The 25,180-nt window shown below is 71.8% G+C and carries 28 protein-coding genes; 15 read left to right on the plus strand and 13 right to left on the minus strand.

Annotated elements, in window-relative coordinates; translation table 11 throughout:
- On the plus strand, positions 1-635 hold a 635-nt coding region (locus QWU11_RS05045), incomplete at its 5' end, for a helix-turn-helix transcriptional regulator (RefSeq protein ID WP_290103827.1).
- A gap of 85 nt (positions 636-720) precedes the next feature.
- Positions 721-1,449, plus strand: a complete 729-nt coding sequence (locus tag QWU11_RS05050) for a hypothetical protein (protein WP_290103828.1) — start codon at positions 721-723, stop codon at positions 1,447-1,449.
- A 66-nt stretch (positions 1,450-1,515) separates the two neighbouring features.
- Here QWU11_RS05050 and QWU11_RS05055 read toward each other — a convergent pair whose 3' ends face one another.
- A complete protein-coding gene (locus QWU11_RS05055; protein ID WP_290103829.1) occupies positions 1,516-1,953 on the minus strand; it encodes a hypothetical protein in 438 nt (145 codons plus the stop codon).
- Between the two features lie 297 nt (positions 1,954-2,250).
- Here QWU11_RS05055 and QWU11_RS05060 point away from each other — a divergent pair, with 297 nt between their 5' ends.
- From QWU11_RS05060 to lanKC, 4 genes are all read left to right on the plus strand, one after another.
- Positions 2,251-2,850, plus strand: a complete 600-nt coding sequence (locus QWU11_RS05060; protein WP_290103830.1) for a sigma-70 family RNA polymerase sigma factor — start codon at positions 2,251-2,253, stop codon at positions 2,848-2,850.
- Between the two features lie 181 nt (positions 2,851-3,031).
- Positions 3,032-3,274, plus strand: coding sequence for a hypothetical protein (locus tag QWU11_RS05065; RefSeq protein WP_290103831.1), 243 nt, complete (start codon positions 3,032-3,034; stop codon positions 3,272-3,274).
- A 131-nt stretch (positions 3,275-3,405) separates the two neighbouring features.
- Positions 3,406-3,546, plus strand: a complete 141-nt coding sequence (locus tag QWU11_RS05070) for a hypothetical protein (protein WP_290103832.1) — start codon at positions 3,406-3,408, stop codon at positions 3,544-3,546.
- A 38-nt stretch (positions 3,547-3,584) separates the two neighbouring features.
- Positions 3,585-6,287 (plus strand): class III lanthionine synthetase LanKC, encoded by a 2,703-nt coding sequence (gene lanKC, locus QWU11_RS05075; RefSeq protein ID WP_290103833.1) that lies wholly within the window; start codon positions 3,585-3,587, stop codon positions 6,285-6,287.
- On the opposite strand, the gene QWU11_RS05080 is transcribed toward lanKC, so the two are convergent.
- Both QWU11_RS05080 and QWU11_RS05085 read right to left on the minus strand, forming a co-directional pair.
- Positions 6,265-7,233, minus strand: coding sequence for a phosphotransferase (locus QWU11_RS05080; protein ID WP_290103834.1), 969 nt, complete (start codon positions 7,231-7,233; stop codon positions 6,265-6,267). The two genes, lanKC and QWU11_RS05080, sit on opposite strands and share 23 nt — an antisense overlap.
- Before the next feature lie 45 nt (positions 7,234-7,278).
- Positions 7,279-7,692, minus strand: coding sequence for a hypothetical protein (locus QWU11_RS05085; protein WP_290103835.1), 414 nt, complete (start codon positions 7,690-7,692; stop codon positions 7,279-7,281).
- A gap of 73 nt (positions 7,693-7,765) precedes the next feature.
- Here QWU11_RS05085 and QWU11_RS05090 point away from each other — a divergent pair, with 73 nt between their 5' ends.
- Positions 7,766-8,206 (plus strand): MerR family transcriptional regulator, encoded by a 441-nt coding sequence (locus QWU11_RS05090; RefSeq protein WP_290103836.1) that lies wholly within the window; start codon positions 7,766-7,768, stop codon positions 8,204-8,206.
- A gap of 13 nt (positions 8,207-8,219) precedes the next feature.
- Entirely contained in the window at positions 8,220-9,218 is a 999-nt protein-coding gene (locus tag QWU11_RS05095; RefSeq protein ID WP_290103837.1) for an aldehyde reductase, read from the plus strand.
- 1 nt (position 9,219) lies between these two features.
- On the opposite strand, the gene QWU11_RS05100 is transcribed toward QWU11_RS05095, so the two are convergent.
- The 5 genes from QWU11_RS05100 to QWU11_RS05120 all read right to left on the minus strand — a co-directional run bounded on the left by QWU11_RS05100 (position 9,220) and on the right by QWU11_RS05120 (position 12,363).
- Positions 9,220-9,381, minus strand: a complete 162-nt coding sequence (locus QWU11_RS05100) for a hypothetical protein (RefSeq protein ID WP_290103838.1) — start codon at positions 9,379-9,381, stop codon at positions 9,220-9,222.
- A gap of 141 nt (positions 9,382-9,522) precedes the next feature.
- Complete coding sequence (locus tag QWU11_RS05105) at positions 9,523-9,678, minus strand: hypothetical protein (RefSeq protein WP_290103839.1); 156 nt, start codon at positions 9,676-9,678, stop codon at positions 9,523-9,525.
- 100 nt (positions 9,679-9,778) lie between these two features.
- The gene (locus QWU11_RS05110) at positions 9,779-10,579 is read right to left on the minus strand and encodes a hypothetical protein (protein WP_290103840.1); all 801 of its coding nucleotides are present in this window, start codon (positions 10,577-10,579) and stop codon (positions 9,779-9,781) included.
- On the minus strand, positions 10,576-11,895 hold the full coding sequence (locus tag QWU11_RS05115; RefSeq protein ID WP_290103841.1) for a hypothetical protein: 1,320 nt from the start codon (positions 11,893-11,895) through the stop codon (positions 10,576-10,578). The genes QWU11_RS05110 and QWU11_RS05115 overlap by 4 nt, the downstream gene beginning before the upstream one ends.
- Positions 11,896-12,066: 171 nt before the next feature.
- Positions 12,067-12,363 (minus strand): hypothetical protein, encoded by a 297-nt coding sequence (locus tag QWU11_RS05120; RefSeq protein WP_290103842.1) that lies wholly within the window; start codon positions 12,361-12,363, stop codon positions 12,067-12,069.
- A 273-nt stretch (positions 12,364-12,636) separates the two neighbouring features.
- On the opposite strand from QWU11_RS05120, the gene wecB reads away from it, so the two are divergent.
- From wecB to QWU11_RS05140, 4 genes are all read left to right on the plus strand, one after another.
- A complete protein-coding gene (gene wecB / locus QWU11_RS05125) occupies positions 12,637-13,743 on the plus strand; it encodes a UDP-N-acetylglucosamine 2-epimerase (non-hydrolyzing) (protein WP_290103843.1) in 1,107 nt (368 codons plus the stop codon).
- A gap of 402 nt (positions 13,744-14,145) precedes the next feature.
- A complete protein-coding gene (locus tag QWU11_RS05130) occupies positions 14,146-15,345 on the plus strand; it encodes an acyltransferase family protein (RefSeq protein WP_290103844.1) in 1,200 nt (399 codons plus the stop codon).
- A 138-nt stretch (positions 15,346-15,483) separates the two neighbouring features.
- Positions 15,484-16,713, plus strand: coding sequence for an acyltransferase (locus tag QWU11_RS05135; protein WP_290103845.1), 1,230 nt, complete (start codon positions 15,484-15,486; stop codon positions 16,711-16,713).
- A 189-nt stretch (positions 16,714-16,902) separates the two neighbouring features.
- Positions 16,903-17,754, plus strand: a complete 852-nt coding sequence (locus QWU11_RS05140; RefSeq protein ID WP_290103846.1) for an SPFH domain-containing protein — start codon at positions 16,903-16,905, stop codon at positions 17,752-17,754.
- Between the two features lie 39 nt (positions 17,755-17,793).
- Here QWU11_RS05140 and QWU11_RS05145 read toward each other — a convergent pair whose 3' ends face one another.
- The gene (locus QWU11_RS05145) at positions 17,794-18,249 is read right to left on the minus strand and encodes an SRPBCC family protein (RefSeq protein WP_290103847.1); all 456 of its coding nucleotides are present in this window, start codon (positions 18,247-18,249) and stop codon (positions 17,794-17,796) included.
- Positions 18,250-18,324: 75 nt separating this feature from the next.
- On the opposite strand from QWU11_RS05145, the gene ligD reads away from it, so the two are divergent.
- Both ligD and QWU11_RS05155 read left to right on the plus strand, forming a co-directional pair.
- Positions 18,325-19,299 (plus strand): non-homologous end-joining DNA ligase, encoded by a 975-nt coding sequence (ligD, locus tag QWU11_RS05150; protein ID WP_290103848.1) that lies wholly within the window; start codon positions 18,325-18,327, stop codon positions 19,297-19,299.
- 50 nt (positions 19,300-19,349) lie between these two features.
- Entirely contained in the window at positions 19,350-20,081 is a 732-nt protein-coding gene (locus tag QWU11_RS05155; protein ID WP_290103849.1) for a maleylpyruvate isomerase family mycothiol-dependent enzyme, read from the plus strand.
- An 83-nt stretch (positions 20,082-20,164) separates the two neighbouring features.
- Here the strand turns inward: QWU11_RS05155 and QWU11_RS05160 are convergent, their stop codons facing one another.
- From QWU11_RS05160 to dinB, 4 genes are all read right to left on the minus strand, one after another.
- Positions 20,165-21,166 (minus strand): hypothetical protein, encoded by a 1,002-nt coding sequence (locus QWU11_RS05160; protein WP_290103850.1) that lies wholly within the window; start codon positions 21,164-21,166, stop codon positions 20,165-20,167.
- 76 nt (positions 21,167-21,242) lie between these two features.
- Positions 21,243-21,977 (minus strand): hypothetical protein, encoded by a 735-nt coding sequence (locus QWU11_RS05165; RefSeq protein WP_290103851.1) that lies wholly within the window; start codon positions 21,975-21,977, stop codon positions 21,243-21,245.
- Positions 21,978-21,991: 14 nt separating this feature from the next.
- Complete coding sequence (locus tag QWU11_RS05170) at positions 21,992-22,765, minus strand: hypothetical protein (protein WP_290103852.1); 774 nt, start codon at positions 22,763-22,765, stop codon at positions 21,992-21,994.
- 237 nt (positions 22,766-23,002) lie between these two features.
- Positions 23,003-24,190 carry a DNA polymerase IV gene (dinB, locus tag QWU11_RS05175; RefSeq protein WP_290103853.1) on the minus strand — a complete coding sequence of 396 codons (1,188 nt, stop codon included), beginning with the start codon at positions 24,188-24,190 and terminating at the stop codon, positions 23,003-23,005.
- 159 nt (positions 24,191-24,349) lie between these two features.
- Here dinB and QWU11_RS05180 point away from each other — a divergent pair, with 159 nt between their 5' ends.
- Positions 24,350-25,108: an alpha/beta fold hydrolase gene (locus tag QWU11_RS05180; RefSeq protein WP_290103854.1), complete on the plus strand. Its 759-nt coding sequence runs from the start codon at positions 24,350-24,352 to the stop codon at positions 25,106-25,108.
- The last annotated feature ends 72 nt before the right edge of the window (positions 25,109-25,180 follow it).

The raw sequence follows: 25,180 nt of genomic DNA on the forward strand, positions 1-25,180 counted from the left end.
GCTCGTCCGATCTCCCGCCGCGGCCTCGGCCCGCGGCGGGCGACCAGGCCGCGGCGGTACGCCGCGCGCTCGAGGCCGCCGGCCGGGCCGGGGACGCGGAGGTCGCGCTGTTCTCCCTGCACAGTGTCGTACGGCTCGGCGCCGCCGAGACGGTGGCCGGGCGGCTGGCCGACGGCGCCGGCGGCGCGCTCGCGAGGCTGTTCGCCCGGCACGCGGAGGCGAGCGCGGGCGAGGACGGCGGCGCGCTGCGGGCGGTCGCGCGGGAGTTCGAGGCGCTGGGCCTGATCCTCTACGCGGCCGAGGCGCAGGCCCAGGCCGCCCGCGCGTACCGGCGGGCGGGCGAACACCGGCAGGCCAAGGCCGCCGCCGCGACCGGCTGGACGCTCAGCCACCGCTGCGAGGGCGCGCGCACACCCGCGCTGGCCGAGCTGACCGCGCCCGAGCTGACCCTCCGGCAGCTGGAGATCGCGCGGCTGGCCGCCGCCGGGCTGAGCAACCGCGCGATCGCCGAACGGCTCACCGTCTCGATCCGCACGGTCGCCAACCACCTGTGCGGCGCGTACGAGCGGCTCGGCGTCAACGACCGCGCGGGCCTGGCCCGCCTGCTCGCCGGGGTGGAGCGCCGTGTCGCCTGAGGGATCTGAGTACGGCCCTACTCAGGCGCCCCGGTACGGCCGCGGCGACCGTGGAACCCCACCCCCGCACCGGCGAGGAGCGGCCATGCCGAACATCAAGATCGCGATCTTCAACCTCAGCACCGTACTCACCGACGAGCAGGTCCGGCAGGCGGTGCCCGCGCTGCAGACCCAGATCACGCGCGACTTCGCCCCCGTCTGGGGCATCGACGGCGAACTGGTCTTCGTGCCGCACGGGTCCCCTCCGCCGCGGACCATGTGGTGGCTGGGCGTCTTCGACGACTCCGACGTCGCGGGCGCGCTCGGCTACCACGACCTCACCCCGCAGGGACGGCCGCTCGGCAAGGTCTTCGCCGCGACCGACCTGCGCACCGGGCACAGCTGGACCGTGACCATGAGCCACGAGCTGCTGGAGATGCTCGCCGACCCGGACGTCAACCTCACGGTGTTCGTCCAGAACAGCGCCTCGACGGGTCGGCTGTACGCGTACGAGTCCTGCGACGCGTGCGAGGCCGAGGAGTTCGCGTACCGGATCGACGGGACGCTGGTGAGCGACTTCGTCCACCCGTCCTGGTTCCAGGAGCACGCGCGCACGGGCACCCGGTTCGACCACGCCGGCAAGATCAAGGCTCCACTGCAGCTGCTGCCCGGCGGCTACATCGGCGTGTTCGACCTGGTGTGCGGGGGCTGGACCCAGCTCCACCCCGCCGGGGCGCAGCTCGCCTACACCGACCGGCCCCGCGTGGGCAGCCGCCGCGAACGACGGCGCACCCCGCGGGACCAGTGGCAGCTCAGCGCCGTGGAAACGGCCTGAGCCAGGCGCCGGTGGAACCCACCGCACGGGGGTTCGGCGGGTTCCACCGGTTCCGTCGCGTGCCGTTCACAGGGTGATCCAGTCGGTGGTCAGGGGACCCGCGCCGGGAGCGCGGACGAGCAGGCTGAACGGGCCGGGCGCCAGGCGCGGGAAGCCGAAGCGGCCCAATCCATCGGCCACGGTGATCGCGGAGCGCGGCCCGCGAACCGTGATCTCCGCGGGCCCCGCCGGCGTGAGCCGCCCCACGAGCGACAGGCCCGGCCCGCGCGGCGTCACCTCCACGTCCACGCTCAGCATGGCGGCGTCGAAGGTGAACAGCCGGACTCGCGTGCCGCCCCGTACGGCGGCCGGTGCGGTGCCCGAGTCGAAGGTCACCTCGGCGAGCTCGGCGCCCGGCATCCGCACGGCGTACGCGACGACGGCGGTCTCCAGCAGCCCGGCCGTCACCGGGTCGAACAGCCGGGCCGCACGGCGAAGTGACCGCTGGAGGTCGTCCGCGTCCACCGGGGCCGCCCACCACGCTCGCCGCGCGCCCTCAGGCCCCGGGCCGCCGCCGGTGGCCGTCCGGGACGACCGGACTCCCCGCGAGCACCGCCGTCCCGGGCGTCTGCCGCGTCGTCCCCGGCCGCCCGACGAGTCTTCCGCTCATGACGATCTCCCTCGGTGTTCCGGCCCTCTTGGTATAGAGAGCGCGCCGGGGCCCGCGTGATACGCGTGGACGGAAGACGGGTCCCAATCCCGCCACGGCGGGTGGTGATCCGCCTACGATGAAGCTCCCCCGACCGCGAGGAAGACATCGCCGTGCGTACCGATGACGTCGGCGGCCTGGTGCTGGCCGCGGCCCGAGGCGACGCCGCCTCGTGGCGTGCGCTCGTCGAGCGGTTCAGCGGTCTCGTCTGGTCGGTCGCGCGAGGCCACGGCCTGGCCAACGCCGACGCGGAAGAGGTCTACCAGACCACCTGGCTGCGGTTCGCCGAGCACGTCGGCCGGCTCAAGGAGCCCGAACGCGCGGGCGCGTGGCTGGCCACCACGGCGCGGCACGAGTGCTTCCGCATCTCCCGCGCTCGGACGCGCGTGGACCTGACCGACGACCTGGACGGCCTCGCGCCGCAGGTCGACGAGCACTCCCCCGAGGCCGCCGTGGTCGCGTCCGAGGAGACCGCCGACGAGCTGGAGCTGCTGCGCGGCCTGTGGGAGTCCTTCCACGAACTGCCGACGCGCTGCCTGCGACTGCTCCGCGCGCTGCTGGCCTCGCCGCCGCCGAGCTACGCCGAGATCGCGGCCGCCTTCGAAATGCCCGTCGGCAGCATCGGGCCGACGCGCGCCCGCTGCCTGGGCCGTCTGCGCGACCTGCTGGCCGAGCGCGGCATCCACGGGGAGGCCGGTCATCGACGAGTCTGAGCTCTCCGCGCTGGAGGCCCGGCTGCGGCGGGCCGCCGAGGTCTTCGACCCGGTCCCCCCACACCTGACCGACACCGCCCTCGCCGCGTTCTCCTTCCGTACGCTCGACGCCGAGCTGGCCCGGCTCACCTTCGACTCGCTGGTCGAGGGCGCCGGAACCGTCCGCGGCGACGGGCCGCGGGTGCTGACCTTCACCGGCGAGACGACCACCGTCGAGGTGGAGGTGGCCGGGGGCCGGCTCGTCGGCCAGGTGCTGCCTCCCGGGCCGGCCGAGATCGAGGTCCGCTCCGCGGAGGGCACGACCGGCGTGCCGGCCGACGACCTCGGCCGCTTCACGGTCGCGTCGGCCGCCGGCCCGTTCAGCCTGCGCCTCCGCCTCGCCGGGGACCGCACCGTCGTCACCGACTGGATCTCAGGTCACTGACCCTTGTGACGGGCGAATGAGTAGGGGCTACTCATGTGACATGTGCCGGTGAACAGGCACCTTGAGGGGACCTGCCGATCGGCGGGGAAACGGGGGCCGAAAATCCCCGACCATCCGTAAGGAGCCGTTCCATGTCACGTCTGCTCGAACTCCAGAAAATGGCGCTGGACAAGGCGCTGGGCGACGACCCGACGCCGATGAGCGCCACCTCCTGCTACGCCAACAGCTGCATCGGGGCCGAGGAGCAGCCGCCCGAGACGCTGCCCGAGTAACCGTCCATTCCGTTAGACGCAGACGAGGAGGCCGGGCCGTGCATTCATGGGATGCCATCGATCGGTACAGTCAATTCCACCCCAGGTGGTTCGAATCCGCTCACCGGTATACCCCGGCCCCGGCCTACCTCGCCGTCTACCGGTCGCTCGTGCCGGCGTCGTGGCGGCTGGAGCGCAGCGGCATCTGGTACGTCGCGACGCCGCCGGGCGTGCTCCTCGCCGAGCAGGGCTGGAAGCTGCACGTCTCGGCGGCCAGTGCCCGGTCGGCCGAGGTCCTGCGGCGGATCCTGCCGATCCTGCGCGACCACCGGGTGCCCTTCAAGTTCCTGGTCGACCCGCGCACCACGGCGCGGGTCAACGGCAAGCTGTGGCCGCGCAGCGCCGGCGGGAAGTTCGTCGCCGTCTACCCGGAGACGTCCGGAGAGTTCCACCGGATCGGCGGCCTGCTCGCCGAGGCCCTGGAGGGCGAGGCCGGGCCGTACGTCCTCTCCGACCGCCGCTGGCCCGGGTCGCGGTCGGTCTTCTACCGGTACGGCGGCTTCCAGGCGCGGTCGCGGCTGCGGATCGACGGCCGACGCGACCTGCTCATCACCACGCCCTCCGGGGAACGGGTCAAGGACGGCCGGCTGCCGTACTGGAGCCCGCCGGAGTGGGTCACCGCGCCGTTCCCCGACGATGAGTCCACCGACGGGGCCGGGGTCCTGTGCGGCGGACGCTTCTCGGTGGAGTCGGCGCTGAGCTTCAGCAACGGCGGCGGCGTCTACCGGGCGACCGACCACCACACCGGCCGTGAGGTCGTGCTCAAGGAGGCGCGCCCCGGCGTCGAGATCGGGCGGCGCGGGCTGGACGCGGTCGCCGTGCTGGAGAAGGAGTACCGCCTGCTCGGCCGGCTCGCCGGCACCGGCTACTTCGTCCGGCCGATCGCGTTCTTCCGCGAGTCCGAGCACGCGTTCCTGGCCGAGGAGTTCGTCCCCGGCGGCCACCTCGGAAAGGCGACCGTCACGCGGAACCCCCTGTACGTCGGCCCGCCGACCACTGAGGCGTTCGCGGGCTACCTCGCGTCGATGCGCGGGCTCTGGACGCAGATCGCGCGGGCCATCGCCGCCGCGCACCGCGAGGGCGTCGTGCTGGCCGACCTGTCCTTCACCAACATCATGGTCGACGGCGACCGCGTCCGGATCGTCGACCTGGAGGCCGGCGCGGAGGAGACGGACGAGCAGCTCGGCCTGCACACCCAGGGCTTCGCCAGCCCCCGCGTGCTGCGGACCGGGGCCGGCGGGCCGGCCGACGACCACTACGCGCTCGGCGGGATCATCTTCGGCAGTCTGATGCTGGCCACCGGCCTGACCGGATTCCATCCACCGGCCCGGCGGCGCTTCCTGGACGAGCTCACCGAGGACATGGGCCTGCCCGCCGCGCTGGGCGCGCTGGTCGACCGGCTGATGGAGCCGTCCGGGCCGTACGAGGACTCCGTAGCCGAGGCGATCGCGAAGCTGCCGGTGGAGACAAGGCCCGCGCGGCTGGCCGTACCGGCCGGCCGGCGCCTCGCCCCTCCCCACCGGGCGCCGCTCCGCAAGCGCGTGGCCGAGACGCTGGAGGGGATCACCTCATACATCCACGCCGTCGCCGACACGGCGCGGGAGGACCGGCTGTTCCCCGCGGACCTCATGGTCTTCGAGTCCAACCCGCTGTCGGTCGCCTTCGGCGCCGCCGGGGTCCTGCACGCGCTGCACCACGTCGAGGGCGGCGTGCCGGGCCGGCTGGAGGCCTGGATGCTTTCCCGTACGGCCGCCGGCGACGCGTACGCGCCGAGCCTGTACTTCGGGCAGTCCGGGATCGCGTGGGTGCTCGCCGAGCTCGGCCACACCGAGGCCGCGGCCGACCTGCTCATCCGGGCGTCGGAGCATCCGCTGCTGCACGAGTCCCCCGACCTGCTGCGCGGCGCGGCCGGGCACGGGATGGCCTGCCTCAAGCTGTGGAAAATGACCGGCGACGAGCGGTTCCTGGACGGGGCGCGCGCCGTCGGGCGGCACCTGATGGACTCGTGCGTACGCGACGAGCGCGGCGTGCGCTGGGCCACGGCCGGAGACCTCGCGCGGATCGGCTACGCGTACGGCGGCAGCGGCCCGTCGCTGTTCCTGCTCTACCTGCACCTGGCCACGGGCGCGGCCGAACCGCTCGCGTACGGGCGCGCGGCCCTCGACTTCGAGCTCGCGCAGAGCGCCTGGGTGGACGGCCGGTTCTGCGGCTTTCCCGACCACGAGAGCGAGCAGCCGGACAAGGCGCCGGTGCTGCGGTGCTACTGGGACTCCGGCTCGGCCGGCGTCGGCACCACTCTCGTACGGTATCTGCGGGTCACCGGCGACCCCGCCCTGCGAGGGCGGCTGACCGGCCTGGTGACGGACGCGAGCCGGAAGTACACCGTGTCGCCGCAGCTCTTCCACGGGCTGGCGGGGCTGGGCAACTTCCTGCTCGACGTGTGGGAGCACACCGGCTCGGAGGACCATCTGGCGGAGGCGTGGCAGGTCGCCGAGGGCGCGCTGCTGTTCCGGATCGAGCGCCCGGAGGGGATCGCGTTCCCGGGCGAGCAGGCCGCGCGGGAGAGCACGGACCTCGCCACGGGAAGCGCGGGCGTCGGCCTGTTCCTGCACCGGCTGCTGACCGCCGGGCCGAACCTCAACTTCGTCGTCGACGAGCTCCTGCCGGAGCCCCCGCGGCTCAGGTCTCGTGCAGGTGGGTGACCGCCGCCTGAAGCTCCTGCCACGCCTCTTCCTTGTCGGCGGAGCGGTCGTGGGGCACGCGGAACTCCTCGATGTAGAGGGACACCTCTTCGAGGTCCCAGCGAAGAGCGTAGAGCGCGAGAGCCGGGGCACCGGGCGTACGGCCGGTGGCCTCGGCGTACCGCTCCAGGTCCTCGGGGGTCTCCGCGACGGACCACAGGTCGCGTTCGGGCGGGGCGAGGCCGACCGTGTCCCAGTCGACCAGCAGGAGGCGGCCCTCGGACTCCAGGAGGTTGCCCGGATGCGGCTCGCCGTGGGTGAGGACGGGCGGAATGCCCTTCACGTCCTCGGCCAGCCGGTCGTACTCCTCGATCCGCCGCCGTATCGCGGGGGTGTGCTCGGCCAGCAGGGCCCGTGCGGGCGCGGCGAACGGTCCGCCCTCCCAGCGGATCTCGTCGTCCAGGGCGCTGAGCAGGAGGCCGCGCATCGACAGCCCGAGGTCGAGCACCGGCGCCTCCGCCGGTGGTGCCTGCCGGTGCAGCTCGGCGAGCAGGTCCAGGACGGCGGCGCGTTCGCCGGCGGTCTGCGGCCGGTCGGCGTCTCCGGAGATCCCGGCCACGAAGGGGAAGACGCTGACGGCGTAGCGGGGGCCGAGCCGGCGGACGGTCTCGCCGCCCTCGGTGCGCAGCGGCGCCACCACGAAGTCCAGGTGCCCGCCGTCGTGCAGCGCCGCGGCGGTGTCCATGGCCTGGCACAGGCTCCGCAGAGCCGCCTGCACGCCCTGCCCGCCCTTGACCTCCAGGTCGGCGACGGTGACGAACCACTCGTCCCCGGCCGCTCCGGCCGCGAACCAGTGATGATCACCGAACCCGACCGGGGCGTACTCCACCGAGGCCGCGCCGATCCCCCACGCGTCCAGGGCCCGGAGCAGGTGTTTCTCGTCAAGATCTTCCGGTCGGGTCCTCACGGCGGATCACGTTAGGCGGTCCCCGGCGATTCCGCACCGCAATATTCACGGCCCCCGAAGCAGCGCGCCGACGAGGGCGCCGAAGGCCGCGTGGTCGAGCCACTGCGGCCACCGGGGCAGGGCACGGATCGCCGGGTAGCGGCGGCCGGCCAGCTCCAGGTCCAGCGCCGCCACGCACAGGCCCGCCGCGCCTCCGCCGAGCGGGCCGAGACGGTGCCGGCGGTCGGCGGCGGCCAGCACCGCCGTCCAGCCCGCCGAGACGGCGAGGTGCACGGCCACGCCGGCCAGAACGCCGGGCCGGTCCCGGCGGCCGGGCACGAGCGTGCCGGCCGCGCGGGTCGCCTGCAGCGGGTCGGCCCCGGTCGCCAGCGCGTGCACCGTCGACGGCAGGCCCGCGCCCAGCGCGGCGACCGTCCCCGCCACCACGACCCGGCGGGGCGGGACCAAGGAGAACACCATGAGGGCCATCCTCCACCGGCTGCGGGACCGTGTGCCTTGACTTGAAGCGCTTCAAGTGCCGGAGACTGAGGTCATGACAGAGGTCAGCGACACCCCGGGCCTGACGATCCAGGAGGTGTCGAGGCTGAGCGGGCTGCCGGAGCCGACCCTGCGGTACTACGAGCGGATCGGCCTGATCGACGCCGTGGACCGCGACGAGAGCAGCGGTCACCGGCGCTACGGCCCGGCCGTCGTCGCGCGGGCCGAGGCGCTGGGCTGCCTGCGGTCCAGCGGGACGAGCGTGCGGGACATGCGCGCCTACCTTCGCCACCTCGACACGGGTGACGCGGCGCAGCTGCGCGCGTTGTTCGAGCGCAACGCCGACCGGATCACCGAGGAGATCGAGCGCATGCGGGTCCGGCTGCGCTATCTGCGGCTCAAGGCCGACCTGTGGGGCGCGCGGGAGCGCGGCGATCCCGAGGCCGAGCGCGACGCCCGCGTCGAGGTCACACGGGTCATCTCCCAACTACACTGACGACGGGAAAATCATGGATCTTGTACTCGTGACGGGTGGCAGCGGCCACGTGGGATCGCACGCGGTCCGTCATCTGCTCCAGGAGGGCTACCAGGTACGTACGACGGTCCGCTCCCCCGACCGCGCGGCCGGTGTGCGGGCGACGGCGGCCGGCGACGGCGGAGGGCTCGAGGTCGTCAGTGCCGAGCTGACCTCCGACGACGGCTGGGCGGAGGCAGTGGCCGGGTGCGCCTACGTCCTCCATGTCGCGTCGCCCTTCCCTGCGGCCCGGCCGGCCGACCCCGACGAGGTCATCGTCCCCGCCCGCGACGGCGCGCTCCGCGTCCTGCGGGCCGCGCGCGACGCCGGGGTGAGGCGCGTGGTGCTCACGTCGTCCTTCGCCGCGGTGGGGTACACCCGCAAGGCGAGCGGTGAGTACGACGAGAGCGACTGGACCGACCCCGACGACGACAACTCCCCCTACGTCAGGTCCAAGACCATCGCCGAACGGGCGGCCTGGGACTTCGTACGGGACGAGGGCGGCGACCTCGAACTCACGGTGATCAACCCTTGCGGGATCTTCGGCCCGCTGCTGGGGCCGCACCTGTCCAGCTCGACCGGCCTGGTCAAGGCGATGCTGGACGGCGCCATGCCGACCGTGCCCCCGGTGTACTTCGGCGTGGTGGACGTACGCGACGTCGCGGACATCCACGTACGGGCCATGCGGCATCCCGCCGCCGGTGGCGAGCGGTTCCTGGCCTGCGGCGGAGAGGCGGTCAGCTTCCTCCAGATGGCACGGACCCTGGCCGAGAACCTGGGCCCGGCCGCGGCGAAGGTACCGGCGCACGAACTCACCGCCGAGGCGGTACGGGCCGACCCCGCGCTGCGGGAGGCGGCCGGCCGACTCGGCGAGGTTCCCGTCCTGCGTACGGACAAGGCCCGCGACGTACTCGGCTGGGCGCCGCGCGACCCGGAGACCACGATCGTCGAGACCGCGCGGAGCCTCATCCGCCTGGGACTCGTCGCGGGCTGACTCAGCGGGGGCGGCAGCGGGGGCGCAGGCCGAAGCGCGCGCGGCCCGTCGCGGCGACGGCGTCCACCACGCCGCCGTACCGTTTGAGCGAGACGTACAGGAACGTCGAGCACGCCGCCAGGACCGGCAGGCCCGCGACCGTCACGAACGCCACGCGTGCCATGTGCCGGGTCGTCTCGATCGCGCGCAGGTCGGCGGGCGGGTTCTTGCTGCGGCAGGATCTGGGAGAACACCAGGGCGTAGCGGTCGCGGTCCCGCAGCGTGCCCGGCCGGCCGGCGACGTGCGCGAGCGTGAGCACTCCGGTCAGCGCCGGCGCCGCGAGTGCCGGCCGGCCTCGTCGGTGCCGTCCTCGCTGTCATCGTCGATCACCCGGATGTGACCGGCGGGAAAGGTCTCGTGCAGCCGGTAGTAGCCGTTCCCGTCACCGGGCGAGGCCGGTCTGCGGATGGCGTACGGCACCAGGATGTTCGTCAGGGAGGCGGAACAGCACGACCATGAAGACCGAGACGGCCCGTGCCGTCGGCCGGAAACGCATCGTGTCACGCTCCTGACGCTCGTCTCAGCCGTGCCGTACCGGCGACGGCGTCCTCACGAGATCGGCGGGCGCGCCCGGGGCGCCGGGCGCCACGCGGTTCGGGTTCGGGTTCGGCGTGATGGTCGGCGTGACGCTGGGCAGGAGCGGCCCGGACGGGGGGCCGAGCGCGTCGCTGGACGCGGCGATACGCCGGATCACCGGCGCGGCGCCGAGCACGTGGCGGATCTTCGCGGTCGCCCGGCCGGAGTCTCCCTCGACCGCGACGACCAGCCCGTTGCCGAACGACACGCCGATCTGCTTCCCTGTCGTCGAGCTGACGACCATGTCGATGCCGGGCACCGTGGTCGCCAGGCCCGCGATCCGCACGGTCGCCCAGCCGGCCGGCACCGCCGCGTCCAGCGGCAGGTGGTCCCGTTCGCCGACGGAGTGGCTGACCAGCGCACTCCCGTCCGTGACCGCCTTCCAGACCGCGGTCGCGTCGCTGGTGTCGGCCGAGGTGAAGGCCCGGTAGGTGGCCGGGTCGACCGTGGCCGTCGGGATCTGCTCGCCGTACACCCAGACCAGGCCGTAGCCGATCAGCGCGAGCCGGCTCACCTCGTCCAGGTGCCGCAGCCGCCGCACCTGGCTCTCGGTGAAGGGCTGGGCCTGGTTGATGAGCAGGTCGGGCACCGCCGGTGTCACCGACCTGCTCGCCGACGGCGTGGGCCCGGAGATCGGCGGGAGTTCGATCGAGGCGCGCGTGGCCCGGCTCCCGCACGCCGTCAGTGCGAGCATGCCCAGTGCGCCGGCCGCGGCGGCCGTCGCCGTACGCGGGGCGGCCCTCATTCGTCCACTTCGCTCCGGCCGACGGCCTGGTCGGTGAATGCGTGCGGGTCCCCTGCCTCGCTCGTCCGCCGGACGACGTCCACGACCCCGCGCGGCGGGTTCGTGCTCACGTTCGACCTCGGCATCTGGAGACGCGGGTCGATGCGTACCGGAGTCGGCGTACGCGTGCCCGGGTCGACACCCGGGGGCAACGGGAGCGGGCGGACGTTCAGGCTCGTCTCGTCCTCTTCCTTCTCAGGTTCCTCCTCCTTCCGGCGGCGCAGGCGGGCGCCGATGAGGCCGCCCACGAGGGCCATCGCGGTCAGCAGGAACGCCGCGCCACCGATGAGGAAGGCGAGCACCCGGCCGCCGAGGTCTCCGTGGGAGTCGGACGACTGCAGCACCGTTCCGGGCGGGTCGGCCTGCTGGGATGCCGCACCGGGCGCCGGCGCGGCGGTGGGCACGACCGGTGCGCGGTTGACCTGGGACAGCGCGCTCGGAGTCGGGGTGCCGCTCGGAACCGGCCCTGCCGGGGGCACGACGGGAAGCGCGCCGGCGGCCGGCGGACGCGTCACCGGTGGCGCGGCGGGCGCAGGGGCCGCGGGGGGCACGGTCGGCCGGCCCCGCAGCTTCGGCGACACGATCGGCGGTACGCCCGGCCGCGCCGGCAGGGGCCTGGACACGGGTCCGCGGTGGACCGGCGCGGGGCGGGCCGGCCTACTGACCGGCGGCGCGAGGCCGGCGGCCGGGAGGGGCAGCGGGACGGTGACGCGGCAGTGGGCCTCGATCGGCGTGTCGGCGTCCTGGAGCGCGGGGCAGTTGGAGACCGGGCCCGTGGTGGCGATCTCGCCGACGAGCGGGCCGCCGCGCGCGTCCGTACGGACGCGGATCGCGAAGGTGGCGGTCGCGGGCGCGCTGCCGAGGTCGAACCGCCAGGTGACCGCGCGCGGCCCGGTGGTCACCCGCCCCGTCGTGGCCGACGGCAGCCTGGCGAGGGCGGCGTCGCCAGGCACGCAGGTCAGGCGGGCGATCACCGTGATGCCGCGCAGCGGCGTCGACGCGGGACTGGCGCTGATCCGGTACACGACCAGGTCGTTCCCCGCCTCGCGGGAGGCGCGGGCCGTCAGCGCGAGCCGGAGCGACGGGGCGTTCTCGCCCGCGGACGGCGACGCTTCCGGGATCGCCGAGACGGGTGTGCGGACGTCGGCCGGACATGGCGTCGCCTGCGGTACGCGCGACCACTGCGGGTCACCTCCCGCTCGCGCGGCGGTCCCCGCCCCCAGGACCGCGGCCGTGGCGGCCATCGGCACCACGAGCCTCGTGACCCTTCGATCCATCTCAGTCCCTCAGTTCCTCAGTTCGCCGTATCGGGCCGAATCTTCCGAACGGCCGCCGCGGTGCAACGGCGGTCCGGACACACATGCCGGCTCGACAATCCCGAGAAATCCGTTTCCCTAACTCGGCCAGCACTCGCGCCGATCCAGATCATTCGAAATACTCGATCATCGTTACTGATCGACATGACCGATGCGCGATGGCGGCTGGTTCATGGAATCGAATCCGGTGAACGGCAGTGCGCCATGCGGGCCGCTCGGGCCGCCGATCGCGTGCCCGCCACGGCCGGCCGGGCCGCCGACGGCCGCGCCGCCGGGATCGTGGAAGCCCCCGCCATCGTGACCACCGTCGTGGCCTCCTACGATGCGACCGTGGATACCGTCACCGCCATCATCGTCGGCGCCGTCTCCACCGCCGAGGGTGACGCCCGCTCCATCGAGGGCGGGGATTCCATTCCTGATGTTGCACATTCCATACTCTTTCTCAGCAAAAGAAACACTTGGCGCGGATATCAGACACCTCACTTCGACGCTCGCCGCCATCTCACAAGTCTCTTGATCATGGACCATAACAACAGTTCCGACCGTTGTCGCGACCACGTCACAAACTCGACCTCAAAACTGCTTCACGCGATGGCCATCTTCCCCGACTCGCAACCTCCGAGCAGATATGCCTGGGCGCGGCACCACGCCACACTCAGCGCGATGCGATTTTCGGGGGGAAATGTGAATGCACCCGGCAGGGTGGCCGTCGTATATGGGACCCGGCCCGAGATCGTCAAGCTCGGCGGGGTCGTCCGGCGCCTTGGCCCGTACGCGCTGCTGGTCCACACGGGACAGCACTTCGACGCGACCATGTCGGAGGACGTCGCCGTGCATGTGGGCATGCCCGTCCCCGACATCCGGCTCGACGTCGGCGGCCTGCCGCGTGCCGGCCAGATCTCGGCCGCCCTCGGCGGTCTCGACAAGATCCTGGCCCGGCGCGAACTGCGCGCCGTCGTGGTCCAGGGCGACACGAACGCAACGGTCGCCGGCGCGCTGGCGGCGAATGCCCGCGGCCTCCCGCTGATGCACGTCGAGGCCGGGCTGCGCTCTCTCGACCGGACGATGCCCGAGGAGCACAACCGGGTGGTCACCGACCACCTCTCCGACCTGCTGTGCGCGCCAACGCCCGGATGCGTGGCCAACCTGGCGCGCGAAGGGATCATCGGCGACCACGTGGCACTGACGGGCAACACCGTGGTGGAGGCCGTACGCGACATGACGCCGCCGCCCGCGGAACGCGCGGCCCTCCTCGCCCGCCTGGGCCTGACCGCCTGCGGCTACGTGCTGGCGACCATCCACCGCCCGGAGAACACCGACGACGCGTGCGTGCTCGCCACGATCCTGTCGCAGCTCGCCGCGCTCCCGCTGGAGGTGGTGCTCCCGCTCCACCCGCGTACGGCGGCCGCGGTGCGGCGGCACGGGCTGGAGGCCCTGCTGAGGGATGTCCGGGTGCTGGACTCTCTCGGGCCGCGGACCTTCCTCGGCCTCGCCGCCGAGACCGCGGTCCTGGTGTCGGACTCCGGCGGCGTCCAGGAGGAGTGCACCGTGCTCGGCCGCCCGCTGGTGGTCGTACGGCGCTCCACTGAGCGGCCGGAAGTGATGGCGGACTTCGCCCGGCTCAGTCCCGGCGGGGTGGGACTCGCGTCCGCCGTCGGCGAGATCCTGGGCCAGTGCCCGGACCTGCTCGACCACCTCGCCTCGCTGGCCAGCCCCTTCGGCGACGGGACGGCCAGCGGCCGGATCGCCGCTGCGCTCGGCGAGCTCGCCGGAGTGCCGCGCGACCGGATGCTCACTCCCGCGACCTGACGGCCACGGTCGTGCCGTGGCCATGGAAGCTCTCACGGCCACGGCACGTTCGGTCGTGCGGAAACACTCACTCCGCGACCACGGACACGCCGACCGGCTCGGGCCGAGCCCGCACCGGCGCTCCGCGCACGCTCTTCGACGCCATCCGGCGAGCCATCGCTTCCGGAACTTTTCGCTTTCGCGACGAACCCGGGTAACGGCCGGACGACCACGAGGTGAACGCCTTCTACGGGGGCAAACACCGCACACAGGCGTACGCGGGGGCATGAATCGGACCCTTGGGGGAGCCTGAGAGTTCTCTCACTCTGGTTCGCCGGGGCGACCAGACTGGGTAAGGTCGGCGACGCCAGTTCGGTCCTGGAGTCGCCGGGACCAAATAGAGCGGACGATGAGTAGATCGCGATGACACCCACCCCCCAGTCTTCGGCGTTCGAGCCGGCCCAGCGGACGCAGGCCGCGCTGCCGCCCCCGGCACCGTCGTCGCTCGAGGAGGTCGTCCCCGTCCCGCCCCCGCGGCCCCGGCCGCAGCGGGACCCGTTCTTCGACAACGCCAAGTTCTTCGCGATCCTGCTCGTCGTCGCGGGCCACTCGATCGAGAACCTCCGCGACGTCCGCTTCGCGCACGCGGCGTACCTCTTCGTCTACACGTTCCACATGCCGGTGTTCATCGTCATCACCGGCTACTTCTCCCGCCGGTTCACCTTCTCCGGCGGCAAGGCGCGCAAGCTCCTGACGAACCTCGCCGTGCCGTACGTCGTGTTCGAGACGGCGTACTCCACCTACCACTGGGCGGTCGGGCACTCGAAGTTCGAGATCAGCCTGCTCGACCCGTACTACCTGACCTGGTTCCTGCTCGCGCTGTTCGCCTGGCGGCTGTCGACGCCGGTGTGGCAGCAGATCCGCTTCCCGGTCGCGGTGGCGGTGGTGATCAGCCTGCTGTCGGGGATGGACCAGCTGCCGACGACGCTGGAGATGAACCGCGTCTTCGGGCTGGTGCCGTTCTACGTCCTGGGGCTCTTCCTCAAGCCCGAGCACTTCGAGATCGTCAAGAAGCGCTGGGCGGCCGTGCTCGGCGTGCTCATCCTGGCCGGCGGGTTCGCCTTCACGTACCTCATCGCCGACCGGCACATGGCGACCGAGTGGGTCTACTGGCGCAGCGGCAACCCGTCGCTGCACGTGAACAACCTCGTCGGCACCGGCATGCGGCTCGGGCTGCTCCTCGCCGCCGGCGTGCTGGTCGCGGCGTTCCTGAGCCTCGTGCCCCGGAAGGAGCACTGGTTCACCTCGCTGGGGTCCGCGACGCTCTACGCGTACCTCCTGCACGGTTTCGCCACCAAGCTCGCCGACTACTACGGCTGGTACGACGCCTCGGTGCTGCACACCGTCCCCGGCGTCCTCGGGGTCGCGGCGGCCGGCGCCGTGCTCGCCACGCTGCTGTGCACCCCGCCCGTGCGCTGGACGATGCGCTGGGCGCTCGAACCCAACATGGCCTTCGCGTTCACCGCGCTGCGCCGTCCGAAGAACTACCTGTACGCCGGGCGCCGGCGGGCCATCAAGGACGCGCCGCACAATCCCGCGCCGGACCAGAGTGGCGCGGGCTGACCCGTACCCTCACCCGGCTACGGTTGCCGGATGCGGCCAGGAGGCGGTCAGGTCATCGTCAGACATCACCCATAGTCTGTCCCGGTGCCTCCCGCTATGTCCCGATCTTCCTCGGGCGAAACCCCTGTCCCGGCCCGGTTGGCCTGGCTGGACCTGCTGCGCGGAATCGCGGCACTCGTGGTCGCCCTGCACCACGCGACCTACTACTTCACGCCGCGCCTGCGCGCCGGGATGGTCGACTGGTTCGACCCGGGCCTGTACGGCGTCCTGGTGTTCTTCTTGGTCAGCGGCTACATCGTGCCGGCCTCGCTCGAACGGCACGGGCGGGTGCGGAGCTTTTGGATCAGCAGGCTCACGCGCATCTACCCGCTGCTGACGCTGGCGTGCGCGGCCATGCTGCTGCCCTTCCTGCTGGGCGTCCGTGACCTGCGCGCGGGGCTGTCGGCGTACGAGCCGGTGACCGCCGTGCTGGCACACGCCACGATGCTGCAGGACGTGCTCGGCGTGCCCAACGTGATCAACGTCCTGTGGACCCTGTCGTACGAGATGATCTTCTACCTGCTGGTCGTGGCGTTCTTCGTCACAGGGATCCACCGGCGGTCCGGGCCGATCGCGGTGGTGCTGGTCTCCGTCGCCGTCCTCGCCGGCGGGCTGCTGCCGATGGCGGCGCTGACGCGGACCGCCGGCGTCTGGCCGGTCGTCGCGCTGACCACTCTGGTGATGGCGCTGGCGATCGCGGGCGCCGTCTCGCGGCATCCGGTGGCGCGTACGGCCGGCGGGATCGCCGGCGGCGTGCTCGGCGTCGTCCTGCTCCTGACGAACGGGCGGGTCGGTCCCTGGGAGGGCCTGGTGATCCTCTCGGCGATGTTCACCGGCACCGCCCTCTACCGCGCCGAGCACGGGCAGATCAGCCGGCGCGCGGCGGCGGTGTCGGCCGGGCTCGTGCTGACCGGCGCGATCGTGGCCGGCGTGTGGCACGCCGAGATGGGCATGTCCCCGGCGCAGGCGGACGCGTTCCAGGTCTACTGGGTCGGGTCGGTGCTGCTGGCCGGGCTGACCTTCGCCGCCGGGTGGGCGCTGCGGCACCGCCGGATCCCGGCGTGGCTGACCGCGCTCGGCACCATCAGCTTCTCGCTCTACCTGCTGCACCCGGTGCTGCTGATGCTCAACGACCAGTTCCTGGGCACGCCCGACCACGACGACGGCGTCCGGCTCGGCCTGTTCGTCCTCACGCTCGTGGCGGTCAGCGCGCTCACGTACCGGTACGTCGAGCTCCCCTTCCAGCGGCTCGGCCGGCGGCTGAACGGGCGTCCCGCCGCACGGCCCGCCGCCGCTCCCGTTCCGGTGCCCTCCGAACCAGCGCCGTGAATAATTCGGATGACCATTGCTGAATTCGGTCCTATCGTTTCCTAACGAGCCGCCCCGGCAGGGTCAGGAGCGAGTGGCCTTCCGGAACCGGTGCAATCGAAACAGTCATTCGTTGATAACGGGTCTCCCATCCGAAAGCTCGTCCTTCATATCGGACCTGTTACGGGGCGGCTCCTCTGGGGGTACACCATGACGCGCACTCGAGAAGTCATCATCAAGTCCACTCACCGTGGCCTCCGGTACGAGGACGGCCGCCTGACGGAGGTGCTCGAAGCCGGCCGTTACGAGGTGCCCGCCGCCGAGCGGCGCCGGCGCAAGGCGCCGGTCGTCGAGATCGTCCTGGTGGACATGCGCGAGCGGGAGCTGCTGCTCAAGGGCCAGGAGATCCTGACCTCCGACAAGGTCGCCGTACGCGTCAGCATCATCACGCAGTACCGCGTGGTCGACCCGACGGCGGCGCTGGAAAAGGTGGAGGCCTACACCGACCGCCTTTACAGCGACGTGCAGCTCGCCGCCCGGCGTTCGCTGGCGTCGATGACGCTGGAGGGCATTCTCACCAATCGCAATCGGCTGAGCGAGGACATTCTCGGTGACGTCCAGGAAGCGGCTTCGGGTTACGGAATCGCCATTCTTCGCGCGGACGTGAAGGACCTGGTCTTCCCGGGAAACCTGCAGGAGATCATGAACCGCGTCCTCGCGACGGAGCGGCTGAGCGAGGCACAGCTCGTCGAGGCCCGTACGAAGGCCGAGCGTGAGGCGATCGAGGCCCGGTCCCGTGCGGAGAACGAGCGGATCTCCGTCCAGTCCCGGCGCGAGAGCGAGCTGGTCACGGCCGAGGGCCGCGCGCAGACCCAGCGCATGCAGGCCGAGGCGGAGGCGGAGGCCCTGCGCCTGCACGCGGAGGCGGCGAGCGCCTACGCCGACCACCCGGTCCTGCTGCGCGTACGGGAGCTGGAGACCCTCGCGCGCCTGGCCACGAACGCCGAGGCGCGGCTCTACATCGGTTTCGACAAGCACACCGAGCTGCGGAACCTGGAGTGACGGATCGTCCCGGCCCGCGTGCGGGCCGGGGCGGCCCTGTCAGCCGCCCAGCTCTGCCTTGATGCGGTTCAGGGTCGTGCGCATGCCCTCGCGGTTGGCCTCGGCTCGGCGGCCGGACACCCGGCCGGTGAAGATCCGGCCGAGGACGTGCGCGCCCCGGGTGCGGCGGTCGAGCCAGACCTCGGTCAGCTCGGTGCCCTCGGGGACCGGCGCCAGCCGGTAGGACCACCGCGACACCGGCAGGCCGAAGGTCGTCACCTCGAAGGCGAACTCCTCCCCCGGCTCGGCGACCACGACCCGGCACGTGGTGAACCAGATCAGCGGGCCGCGCCGGTTGAAGCCCACGAAGCCGAGGGCCTGGTCGCCGCGCCGCGACACCACCCACGTGGCGAAGCACTCCGGGCTCCAGCGCGCCATCCGGCGTACGTCGGACACGGCCGCGTAGACCTCGGAGGGTTCGGCGTCGACGACGACGCTCTCGGCTACCTCGGGCATGGGCCGAACGATAGCGGCATCCGTCTTGGGTCTCCGGGGGTTGACCCAGGAGCGCGACGCCGAAAAGGTGAGCGGATGAGCGGCAAGGGCGAGACGCGTGACGGAGTGTCGCTGACCAACCTCGACCAACCGCTGTTCGACGGGGCCGGGGCCACCAAGCGTGACCTGGTCGACTATCTCGACGCCGTACGGGACCGGATCCTCCCCGTGCTGCGGGACCGGCCGCTCTCGGTCATGCGGGTGCTGCGCGGCCAGAACCCGTTCATGCAGAAGAACGTCCCCAAGTACGCCCCCTCCTGGGTCGCGACGGTGTCGCTGTGGGCGGAGACCTCCAAGCGCGAGGTCGCGTACGCCCTGTGCGACGACCGCCGCACGCTGCTGTGGTTCGGCAACCAGCGGGCGGTGGAGTACCACCCCACGCTGATCCGCGCCGCCGACCGGGAGCACGCCACCCACCTCGTGCTCGACATCGACCCGCCGGAGGGCGACGCGTTCCCGCTCGCGGTCGCCGCCGCCCGCCTCGCACGCAGGGCGCTCGCCGACGCCGGCATGGCGGGCGTGGTCAAGACGAGCGGGGCCAAGGGCGTGCACGTGTTCGTGCCGATCGCGCCGGAGTGGGCGCATGAGGACGTCGCCGCGGCGACCCGGGCGCTCGCGGCGCGGGCCGAACGCCTCGATCCGTCGCTCGCGACCACGGCGTTCATCCGCGAGGACCGTGAGGGCAAGGTGTTCCTGGACTCCACCCGGTCCGGCGGGGCGACCACGGTGGTGTCGGCGTACAGCCCGCGGGTCCGGCCCGGCGCGCCGGTGTCCTTCCCCCTGTCGTGGGACGAGCTCGACGACGTGACGCCGGGCGACTTCACCGTACGCACCGCGGCGCGGCTCGTCGCCGACCGCGATCCGTGGGCCGACGAGATGCCCGGCCCGCAGCGCCTGGACGCCGGCCTGATCGAGGAGGGCCACACGATCCCGATCGCGCGGGTCCAGGCGATGCACGAGGGCAAACGCCGCGCCCGCGCCCGCCGCGACGCGGAGCGCCAGGGCGAGTAGCCACAGCGGACCGGGTACCCCGGGCGGGGCGTGCGTGGCATAGTCCAGACATGACGATCTTCGACGATCTGGTCGCCGAACAGGACCGCCTGGAAGAGATCCTGGGCCTTCTCTCCCCGGCGCAGTGGGAGTCCCCGTCGGGCGCCGACGGCTGGACGGTCGCCGACGTCGTCCTGCACCTGGCCCAGTCCGAAGAGGGCGTGGTGACCAGCGTGAACGGGGCCGGCCACGACCTGCGGCCCGGCCCGGACGACTCCGTCGACGCGGCGATGGCCCGCCTCGTACGGGAGGAGCGGACCTCTCCTTCGGAGGTGTTCGGCCGCTGGCGGGAGGCACGCCGGGCGGCGGTCACCGCGCTGCGCGGGGCCGACCCGGGCCGGTCGCTGCTGTGGGTCGAGGCGCCGCTGAAGCCGGCCACTCTGGCCACCACCCGCCTGGCCGAACACTGGGCGCACGGACTGGATGTCACGGTCCCGCTCGGCATCGACCTGCCCGACACGGACCGGCTGCGGCACATCGCCTGGCTGGCGCACCGGACCCTGCCGTACGCCCTGGCCCTGACCGGCGGCCAGGCGCAGGAGGTGCGGTGCGAGCTGACGGCGCCGAACGGCAGGGACATGTGGAGGTACGGCCCGGACGACGCGGAGTCCGCCATCACCGGCCCGGCGGGCGCCTTCTGCCGCGTCGCCGCGCAACGTCTCTCCCCCGGGGAGTCCGGCCTGCGGACGACCGGCCCGCACGCCGACGCCGCGCTGAAGGTCCTCCGCACGTACGCCGCCTGAGCCGGCGTCACACCCGCGTCCAGAGCCCCGGCCCCGCGCACGTCGTAGAGCTCGTCTGACACGTCTCCGGCGGGCCCTCGCGGCTACGCCGTGTCGCCGTCCTGACGGAGATGTCGCTGGAGCATGCGCATCGCCCGGATGGTCGAACGCATCTCCTGCAGGTAGTTGGTGGCGGCGAAGTTCTGCTGTGGCAGGCCGCCGGTCAGTTCCGGCGCCGCCCCCACCGTCTCGACGGCACAGCCGTGGACCGAGGCCAGCATGCGGACGGCGTCGGCATGCTGGAACGGCACGTATATCGCCGAAGTCACGAGGAGCACCCGGTGGCCCGGGCCGAGCTCGGCGACGTTCTCGGCCCACCAGGCGTACGTGTCGGCGGTGTTCGCCCGGCGGGTCTCGGGCTGCGTCGACGGCGCCGCGACCACGGTCAGTGGCAGACCGTCCGCGTGGTAACGACGCACGGCCCATCCGCGGTTGGGGTCTTCCGGGATGTATTCGCCTTCCATCTTCGGCTCGCCGGCCACGGCGAAAGCGCGTCGCAGACCGACGTCCATGGCGTGAAGTTCGTCGACGACATCGCCCATGCCGGCGATCTCTGCCAGGGCCGGCTCGTCTCCGCCGAGCCTGCGGAAGCCGCCCAGCGCGGTGACGTCGCCGAACTCAACGCCGGTGTGGCGGAGCCCGGCCGCCCACAGCGGGCGGACGACGCAGGCGCGGACCATTCCACCGAGGATCAGGCAGTGGTCGTAACGGGCCTTCGCCGGGCGTTCGAACGCATCACGTAATCCGAGTGTGCGAGCGGCGTCAAAGATCTTTCCCTCATCGCCTTCCAGCACTTCCTTGGAATGCGCGAGGTTGCGTTCGCGGCCGGCCCGGAAGTCCCATGCGACCGAGAACTCCTCAAGTGCGGCGAGATATTCCGGCAGATCACGGTCTACGGCCGGACCACCGAAGTCCGCCACCAGCCGCATGAATGCCGGGTGGGTCACCCAGGCGCGTATGGCGTCTTCGACCTCGGCCGTATCAACCCCGCCGCCTGGTGCGGGAACCAGCGGAACGACATCGTTCGCGTTCTCAGGCTTCTTCATATCGGTAGAGTACGTCCCTCAACGTTGGCGTGCCATGCTGTTCCGATAAACGCCCACCCCTCCACCACTCACGGAATCATGGGCTCAACATTCCCATATCAATACCACTGAGCCAGCGTTCCCATCGCCATCGGCCATAACGTGGAATTCGGAGTGGACGATCGAAGCGCTCACGGAAATCATAAACTCGGCGCTCCCATTTTCCAGGCGCACGCAGCACAGGTCCTATTGGCGGCTCATGCCCCTTGGCGGCAAAGTAGATCGCCTCCCGCTGCTGGCGCGCACGTGAGTTGTACGCGGCGGCCAACTCGACCAGTGCCAGGCCCCAGCTGAGACGATCGATCTCTTCCGGTGACAGCTCGTCCCGCGCCATCAGGCTCATGGCGATGGGGACGGCGATCACACCTTCGCGGATGACACCGAGGTGATACGTTCCCAGAAAGGGGCGTAGATCGACCCTACTTCGCGACGCCGCTTCGGCGAGGGCACCGACGGTCTCGATCCACTTCCTCGCGGCCAGTACCGCCTCGGCTCTCAATGGCTCGGGTAACTTGGCCGCTTTATCGGCTCGCAGCCGGAACCTGTCTCGCCGACGCCCTATCGGCGTCCTCAGCGCCAGATGGGGTACCAACTGGTACAGCTCCAACGGCCGGTTCTTGTAGAAGCGTTCGGTGAGGTCTAAGCGGACCGTGTGATCCTTGGCGCTCGTCGCCACGCTTCGCTCCCAGCGGGGAGTATCCAGGGACAAGAACGCCAGCACCAGACTGATGAGACCCGTCGCCACCGCCGCGGCATCGACCTCGTTGAACATCGCCGGGAGCGAGCTCACCAGTCCACCGCCCGCCCCGGACCGTCGCCACGGTCGGTGTCCACGCCGGCCTCCATCAGTTTGACTGATATCGCGACGCGTTCCCGCGCCTGAGCGAGCTTGGACCGTACGTTGATGGTGGGTGAGCGCATCTGTAAGCGAACCCAGCCCAGGACCCGCTCGGCTGCCGTCACGCTTTCCAGCGCCAGGAAATGGATGCCACCGACCTCGATTTCAAGGGGTGCCCTCAGGTGCCGTCGCGACGAGACGACTCGCAGTTGCTCGAAGATGGTTTTCAGCCTCAGCATGCGATACCCCCAGCGGCCTCTCCCTCCCAGAATCGACACGTACCAGATGAACGGTGCGACGAGGGCGAGGTGATTCAGCAGAGCGGCGTGCCGGCCTGGGTACTGCCGAGCTACGTCTATGGGACGTACCAGGCCCTCGTCGACGAGTGCCGCGAATTTGTTCATGATATTGACGTCGCGGGTGACGAGTTCGCGCAGGTCGGCCACCGCACGGTCGTCGGCACATTCCAATGCGCAGATCGCCCAGATCTGCGCATTATTCATGTCCGCGCTCACGATGGCCTGGCCGATGACCGCAGCCCACGCATCGAGCATCGGACCGGTCTCCGGTAACTCACTGAGATACCCCTCAGCCTCTTCCAGAAAGTGCTGACGGGTCTCCCTCGCTCGCCGACGCCTCAGGAACATCGTGTCGGACCCTAAGACCACGGCGAACAAGACAAGCGGGACGTTGAGGATCCATAAGACGTGGGCAACACTCATTGGCACCCCTCACCAGAACGCCTTCATTATGCGGCGTTCTCCCCGTTCAGGTGGCGCCCCGGACCACCGGCTCAGTTGTGAACCCTCAGCCTTATGACGCGCACCCTAAGGCAGCAGAGGACCGGATTTGATAACAAAACAGTAATCTAACCATTTGGGCTCCGTCACCGATCGCAAAGGCGTGGAACCGGAAGATCGGCAAGGTGATGCCCACCTGATCGTGACGCCGGAGCAGGGCTAGTCGGGCAGGAGCGGGACCGCGGTGCCCTCTTCGCGGCCGAGGAGGACCGCCGGGGTGATGGCCGACGAGCCGAAGCGGTCGCGTACCTCGTCCACGGCGCCGTCGACCGTGCTCGGCGCCGCCCGGTCGAGGGGCAGAGAGAGCTGGACCGCGCCGTCGTCGTATAGGCTCGCGAGGGTCACGCCGACGAGCGTCAGGCCCCGGCCGTCGATCATCGGCCGGGCGGCGGCCAGCAGGCCTCGTGCCGCGGTCAGGACGGCCTGGGTGTCGGCCGTCGCCTGGGGCAGGGTGTGCGACCGCGTGACGCGGGAGAAGTCGTCGAACCTCAGCCGCAGCGTCACCGTACGGCAGACTCTCGCGGCCTTGCGCAGCCGCCGGCCGAGGCGGTCGGTCAGGCCGACCACGATGGCGTCGAGTTCGGCCGGCGAGCGGTCGCGGCGGCCCAGGGCCCGCTGCGCGCCCATCGACCTCCGGCGGACGCCCGTGCGCACCGGCCGCGGGTCGCGGCCCAGGGCCAGGGCGTGCAGGTGCCGGCCGGATCCGCGACCGAGCATCGCGACCAGGATGTTCTCCGGCAGCTCCGCCACCTCGCCGACCGTCGTGATGCCCCGGTGGTTCAGCTTCTCCGCGGTGACCGGGCCGACGCCCCAGAGGCGGCGGATCGGGAGCGGGTGGAGGAAGTCCAGCTCACGGTCCGGGTCGACGACGAGAAGGCCGTCCGGCTTGGCGACGCCGCTCGCCACCTTGGCGAGGAACTTGGTGCGCGCCACCCCGACCGTGATCGGCAGCCCGATCTCCTCCGCGATCGCGCGCCGCAGGCGTACGGCGATGTCCACCGGCGTACCCGAGATCTTCGCCAGGCCGCCGACGTCGAGGAACGCCTCGTCGATCGACAGGCCCTCGACCAGCGGCGACGTGGCCCGGAAGACCGCGAAGACGGCCTCGCTCGCCTCGGTGTAGGCCGCCATGCGGGGCTCGACGACGATCGCCTCCGGGCAGAGGCGCCGCGCCTGCCCGCCGCTCATCGCGGTACGGACGCCGTACGCCTTGGCCTCGTAGCTGGCCGCGAGCACGACCCCGGACCCGACGATCACCGGCCGCGACCGCAGCCGCGGGTCGTCGCGCTGCTCGACGGAGGCGTAGAACGCGTCCAGGTCGGCGTGCAGGATCGTGGCGTCGCCCATACGAACGTATGTTCGCATGGAGCCGGGCCGGGGGGGAGCCGCGGGGCCCGTACCAGGTAGTTCGTCCTCTGTTCCGGCCGAAGGGCCGGTCGCCGCGACGCCGTTCACCACGGCGTCCTACGCGCCGGGTGGGCTGCCGCCGGAGGTACGCTCCTCCCCGTGCTGAATCTCGTCGAGTCCGACTTTCCCGGCCGTGACGGCGTACGCCTCTCCTATCGGGAGATGGGGGAAGGACGGCCGCTGGTCCTTCTGCCCGGTCTCAGCGTGGAGGCGACATTGTGGCTGCAGCACGGCCTTGCCGAGCAGATCGCGACGCACGGTCACCGGGTGATCATGCCGGACTTCCGCGGGCTCGGCCGGGCGAAGCCGCGTGACGCCGCCGCCTACCCCCTCGACGTACTCGCCGACGACGGGCTCGCGCTCCTCGACCACCTCGGGCTGGACGAGTACGACCTCGGGGGATACTCGCTCGGCGGGCGCATCGTGGTGCGGATGCTGGTGCGTGGGGCGATACCGGGACGGGCGGTGGTCGGCGGCCAGGGGCTGCGTCAGGTGCTCGGCGACGCGGAGGGCGGGGCGGGCTCGTTCATGCTCCGGGTCCTGGCCGGGCAGGGGACGTTCGAGCCGGGCTCGCCGGAGGAACAGACCGAGCGGTGGCTCCGGGCGAATGACGCGGATCCGGACGCGCTGCGCCACGTGCTGGGTTCGATCGTCGCCACGCCGATGGAGGCGATCGGCCGGGTCCGGGTACCGGCGCTCGTGGTGATGGGCTCTGACGACGAGCGTGCCGCGTCGGCCGATGCGCTGGTCGCGGCGCTGCCGCAGGGTGCCCTGGCCATGGTTCCCGGCGATCACAGGACGGCGGTCTCCGCACCGGAGTTCATCGCGGCGATCGTCGATTTCCTCGGCGGCCGGTAGCCCGGATCCTGTCGGGCCGGGGGCGAGCCGCGGGGCCTTTACCAGGTAGTTTGTCCTCTGTTTCAGCCGAGG

Source organism: Actinomadura sp. DC4, assembly GCF_030406325.1.
Taxonomy (GTDB): Bacteria; Actinomycetota; Actinomycetes; order Streptosporangiales; family Streptosporangiaceae; genus Actinoallomurus.

Excerpts from the sequence above, each read along its gene's own strand:
- QWU11_RS05095 (WP_290103837.1), top strand. The coding sequence starts at position 8,220 with ATGGATCTTGTACTCGTGACGGGTGGCAGCGGCCACGTGGGATCGCAC.
- QWU11_RS05160 (WP_290103850.1), bottom strand. The coding sequence starts at position 21,166 with ATGAAGAAGCCTGAGAACGCGAACGATGTCGTTCCGCTGGTTCCCGCA.
- QWU11_RS05090 (WP_290103836.1), top strand. The coding sequence starts at position 7,766 with ATGACAGAGGTCAGCGACACCCCGGGCCTGACGATCCAGGAGGTGTCG.
- QWU11_RS05130 (WP_290103844.1), top strand. The coding sequence starts at position 14,146 with ATGACACCCACCCCCCAGTCTTCGGCGTTCGAGCCGGCCCAGCGGACG.
- QWU11_RS05085 (WP_290103835.1), bottom strand. The coding sequence starts at position 7,692 with ATGGTGTTCTCCTTGGTCCCGCCCCGCCGGGTCGTGGTGGCGGGGACG.
- QWU11_RS05145 (WP_290103847.1), bottom strand. The coding sequence starts at position 18,249 with ATGCCCGAGGTAGCCGAGAGCGTCGTCGTCGACGCCGAACCCTCCGAG.
- dinB (WP_290103853.1), bottom strand. The coding sequence starts at position 24,190 with ATGGGCGACGCCACGATCCTGCACGCCGACCTGGACGCGTTCTACGCC.
- QWU11_RS05120 (WP_290103842.1), bottom strand. The coding sequence starts at position 12,363 with ATGTGCAACATCAGGAATGGAATCCCCGCCCTCGATGGAGCGGGCGTC.
- QWU11_RS05165 (WP_290103851.1), bottom strand. The coding sequence starts at position 21,977 with ATGTTCAACGAGGTCGATGCCGCGGCGGTGGCGACGGGTCTCATCAGT.
- QWU11_RS05170 (WP_290103852.1), bottom strand. The coding sequence starts at position 22,765 with ATGAGTGTTGCCCACGTCTTATGGATCCTCAACGTCCCGCTTGTCTTG.
- ligD (WP_290103848.1), top strand. The coding sequence starts at position 18,325 with ATGAGCGGCAAGGGCGAGACGCGTGACGGAGTGTCGCTGACCAACCTC.
- QWU11_RS05140 (WP_290103846.1), top strand. The coding sequence starts at position 16,903 with ATGACGCGCACTCGAGAAGTCATCATCAAGTCCACTCACCGTGGCCTC.
- QWU11_RS05115 (WP_290103841.1), bottom strand. The coding sequence starts at position 11,895 with ATGGATCGAAGGGTCACGAGGCTCGTGGTGCCGATGGCCGCCACGGCC.
- QWU11_RS05110 (WP_290103840.1), bottom strand. The coding sequence starts at position 10,579 with ATGAGGGCCGCCCCGCGTACGGCGACGGCCGCCGCGGCCGGCGCACTG.
- QWU11_RS05050 (WP_290103828.1), top strand. The coding sequence starts at position 721 with ATGCCGAACATCAAGATCGCGATCTTCAACCTCAGCACCGTACTCACC.
- QWU11_RS05155 (WP_290103849.1), top strand. The coding sequence starts at position 19,350 with ATGACGATCTTCGACGATCTGGTCGCCGAACAGGACCGCCTGGAAGAG.
- QWU11_RS05070 (WP_290103832.1), top strand. The coding sequence starts at position 3,406 with ATGTCACGTCTGCTCGAACTCCAGAAAATGGCGCTGGACAAGGCGCTG.
- QWU11_RS05100 (WP_290103838.1), bottom strand. The coding sequence starts at position 9,381 with ATGGCACGCGTGGCGTTCGTGACGGTCGCGGGCCTGCCGGTCCTGGCG.